At 32.9% G+C, this 3,435-nt stretch carries 4 protein-coding genes; all 4 read right to left on the bottom strand.

Annotated features, from left to right (window positions below; all coding sequences use genetic code 11):
• Positions 1 to 9: 9 nt before the first annotated feature.
• From EUBIFOR_RS08265 to EUBIFOR_RS08250, 4 genes are read right to left on the bottom strand one after another with little or no spacing between them, the layout of a single operon-like run.
• Complete coding sequence (locus EUBIFOR_RS08265) at positions 10 to 831, bottom strand: hypothetical protein (protein WP_003865569.1); 822 nt, start codon at positions 829 to 831, stop codon at positions 10 to 12.
• A gap of 4 nt (positions 832 to 835) precedes the next feature.
• Complete coding sequence (locus tag EUBIFOR_RS08260) at positions 836 to 1,840, bottom strand: DUF7309 domain-containing protein (RefSeq protein ID WP_003865568.1); 1,005 nt, start codon at positions 1,838 to 1,840, stop codon at positions 836 to 838.
• Between the two features lie 55 nt (positions 1,841 to 1,895).
• Entirely contained in the window at positions 1,896 to 2,372 is a 477-nt protein-coding gene (locus tag EUBIFOR_RS08255) for a pyridoxamine 5'-phosphate oxidase family protein (protein WP_003865567.1), read from the bottom strand.
• Positions 2,373 to 2,416: 44 nt separating this feature from the next.
• Complete coding sequence (locus tag EUBIFOR_RS08250) at positions 2,417 to 3,340, bottom strand: alpha/beta fold hydrolase (protein WP_003865566.1); 924 nt, start codon at positions 3,338 to 3,340, stop codon at positions 2,417 to 2,419.
• Between the last annotated feature and the right edge of the window lie 95 nt (positions 3,341 to 3,435).

Below are 3,435 nucleotides of genomic sequence, written 5' to 3'. Positions count from 1 at the left end.
CGATCCTTTTTAGTTTAATAATTCTGTATCAAATACATTATCATTTAATTCTTCATCAATCATTTCAAAAAGCAGTTCTTCGATGTCTTTACCATTTTCTAATTCTTCAAATAAATCGGGTCTTTCATAGAACATCTTATTAAAGAAGAATCCAGAAACTAATTGATCATTTTGTTCTTCTAAAGTACGATGTTCATTTTCATCTACCCAAGGACCATCGTTTTTAGCTTCAAGTACATGAATACATTCTAATTCAATTTCTTTTTTATTTAGTTCTTCATTGATGAGTTTTCCTGTCACTGGATAAAATTCATCCGTTTCAGAGTTGAAGAAGGATAATAAGAACATGTCATTCTTTTCTAAACATAAATCGGCAATGGAACACATTTGCATTTCTTCTGGCGAATAATCAATGCCTTCACAATTGATCATAAAGTCATAGTAACATGCGATATCTAAGCTTGACATTAAAAAATATGTCATGTCCGCTAATGGTAGCCTTTTAGGGAGTGTGATGGTTCTTGTGATATCTTCCAATTGAAATTGGATGGTACAAATTTGAAATCTTTCCTTTAAATAGTCTACTTTTTCTTCAATACAAATTTTTATACCTTCTTCAAAAGAGTAATCATGGAATTCAGAATCAATATCTAATAATTCATGTAGATATTGATTGGCAATTTCGTGAAGTAAGATAAATTGAGACTTTTCATCTTTTGGTGCATATTTGAATAATTCATTTAATGCAGGCACTAATTTCGTATTGTTTGTGATTGCGTCCATTGTCGTTTCCATCATGGAATCCATTTGTTTTTGCAGTTTCTTTTTCATTTTATTACTCCATATCCATATGTTTTAACATATTAAATATATCATCGATTTCCTCTAAATCATCTTCAACTAGAGGAATTTCTAATTTCTCACAAATAAAATCAAGCCAATTTAGAATATATGGATTTCTAGCATATACATGTTTAGGTTTACCAAAATGTTCGATGGCCCCCAAGAAATTATTCATAATGACTTCATAATCCTCTTGATCTGGGTGAATTAAATCAAAGTGTAAAATTTGATCATTTCTTAAATCAAATACAATATATGCCAATGGATTGATCGGTCTTTCAAAACCTTTATCATTTGTAGGGACCATCATATAATCCATGTCGATGGCAAGTTCTAAATCTGAGTCATCCATATTTTTAAAATAATCAATTAGATTTGAATCGTTGACAAGAATCGTATTATATCGTTCTGGTTCCATAGGTCTAGGTACAGTATATGAAAACCAATGATTGTCTTCATCTTTTTGGGTATAGATAATATCACCTTTGTCAAAAATAGATTCTTGGTATTCTTCATGTTTAAGTGTTTCAATCAATCCCTTATAGGTTTCAATCAACATCTTAACTTCACCATAATTTGGAAGACTAGGAAAACTCTTCTTTTCAAAAGTTTTGAAATAGATCCAGTTTCCATTTCCACGGAATCGAAGACCTAATTTTTTGATGATTGAATACATATCGTCATCTACTTCATCACGGTTTCCCCAATAACAAGTAATGCAGTTTTGATCAGACATCACAAATGTTGCAGGTACGTTATAGTCGTCATTGCTGATTTGACAAAAATCACTATATCCTTCCATGCCACGATAGACACTGATACCTGTGCAAGTTCCACCTTTACCCATAATTGATACGAAGTTGGGTTCTTCATTTTTCTTTGTTTCTACCGCAATTAAATCCATGTCCCAATAAGCGTTCCAAGGCTTTAATTTGGTGATTTCAATAGCTAAATCATATAGCTCTTTCCATTGTTCTAATGTTGCTTGTGTTGCCATAATAATTCCTCAACTTTATTATATTAATAGTAACATTGAAGGACATGAAACTCAATTAAGATTCTTTTATGATTTTTCCAGTCATATATTCAGGGATAAGTTCAAAACATTGCACACTAGGTCCTGAATACTTTAATTCATGATCAATATAATCTTGATCGTTAGTAAATTTAAGGCAGAGCTTAGTACATATTTCTTTGACTTTATTTGGATCATCAACCAACTTGATTTTTCCAAATACAATAACACTCTGATAATGAATAGCCCATTCACCATCTTTTTTAAAACCTTTATCCATGACGCAAAAGCTAGCTTTATCGCATTGTTTTAAACAATCTATCTTGTGTCCTTCTTTAGCCCCATGAAAATAAATGTTTCCAGTCTTTTCATCGTACCAATGTGTGATAGGAAAACCATAGGGATATCCTGTATCACTGATTAAAGATAATACTCCATGTGGTTCATTGGTAAGTATTTCAATACATTTTTCTTGGCTTAATTGTTGTTTAAATCTTCGCATTGTCTTAAACATAGGTATCTCCTTTAATGAAAAAGGGTGTAAATTGAATTACACCTCTAAAGATTTGAATTCATGAATTCAATGATTCCGGCTTCCACTTCATTTTTGATTTCTGCATAATTATGAATTTCGTGACGATAGCCAGAATATAGTTTAGTAGTGACATGATGTCCAGTTTCTACAAGCCAGTTACTGACTTGACATACTCCAAGACCATATTCACCAACTGGATCTTGATCACCGGCAATATTATAAATAGGTAATTTTGTAGGTACTTTTTTGGCCCATTGAGTTCCTTCAATCACAAGCATCATTTGGATAAAGTCATAAATGGAACGATTGCTTGTAGGTCTTGTAAAGGCATCAAAAGGATCTTGTGCATGGTCACTTTGTACATATGGATCATGGCAGATCCATTCATTTCCTATACTTATTTCACCACAACGTTCGCACATCCAGCCCATAAGTGAGCTAACAATATTAGGATCCGACTCTTCACCGTGTCCTGCATCAATGATTTCTTTCAATTTTTCTTTAACTTCTTTAGCACCACGGAAAATGCCTGTTGTACCACAAATTGTTGCACCATTTAATTCATTTCCGTATTTCGCAATAAAATCTCTTGTGATAAATGAACCCATACTGTGACCAAATAAGAAGTAAGGTAAATTTGGATATTTCTCACATACAATTTTCTTCAATGTGTGTTCATCTTCCATCATGGTGTGGCATCCTTTGTCTCCCCAGTCACCCCAGACATTATTTACCATTGCGGTTTTTCCATGACCTACATGATCATCAGCGGCTACAATATAGCCTGCATCTAGAAAAGCCGAAATCATGTGGATATAGCGTCTTGAGTGTTCGCCAAATCCATGGATCAATTGAACAATTCCATTCGGTTTGCATGCAGGAACATAAATCCAACCTTGCACTTGATCGCGTTCATTATAAGATGTGAAAGATACTTCGTGTAACATACAATAATCCTCCTTTTTTTGCGTAATGTTAACTCGTTTTATATCTGTTTTTATTATACGCCCACAAAAAAACTATGTCATTTAGTTGACATAGT

Source organism: Holdemanella biformis DSM 3989 (assembly GCF_000156655.1).
Classification (GTDB): domain Bacteria; phylum Bacillota_I; class Bacilli_A; order Erysipelotrichales; family Erysipelotrichaceae; genus Holdemanella; species Holdemanella biformis.
The sequence above is the reverse complement of the archived record's forward strand: the minus strand, read 5'-3'. Positions and strand labels throughout refer to the sequence as shown.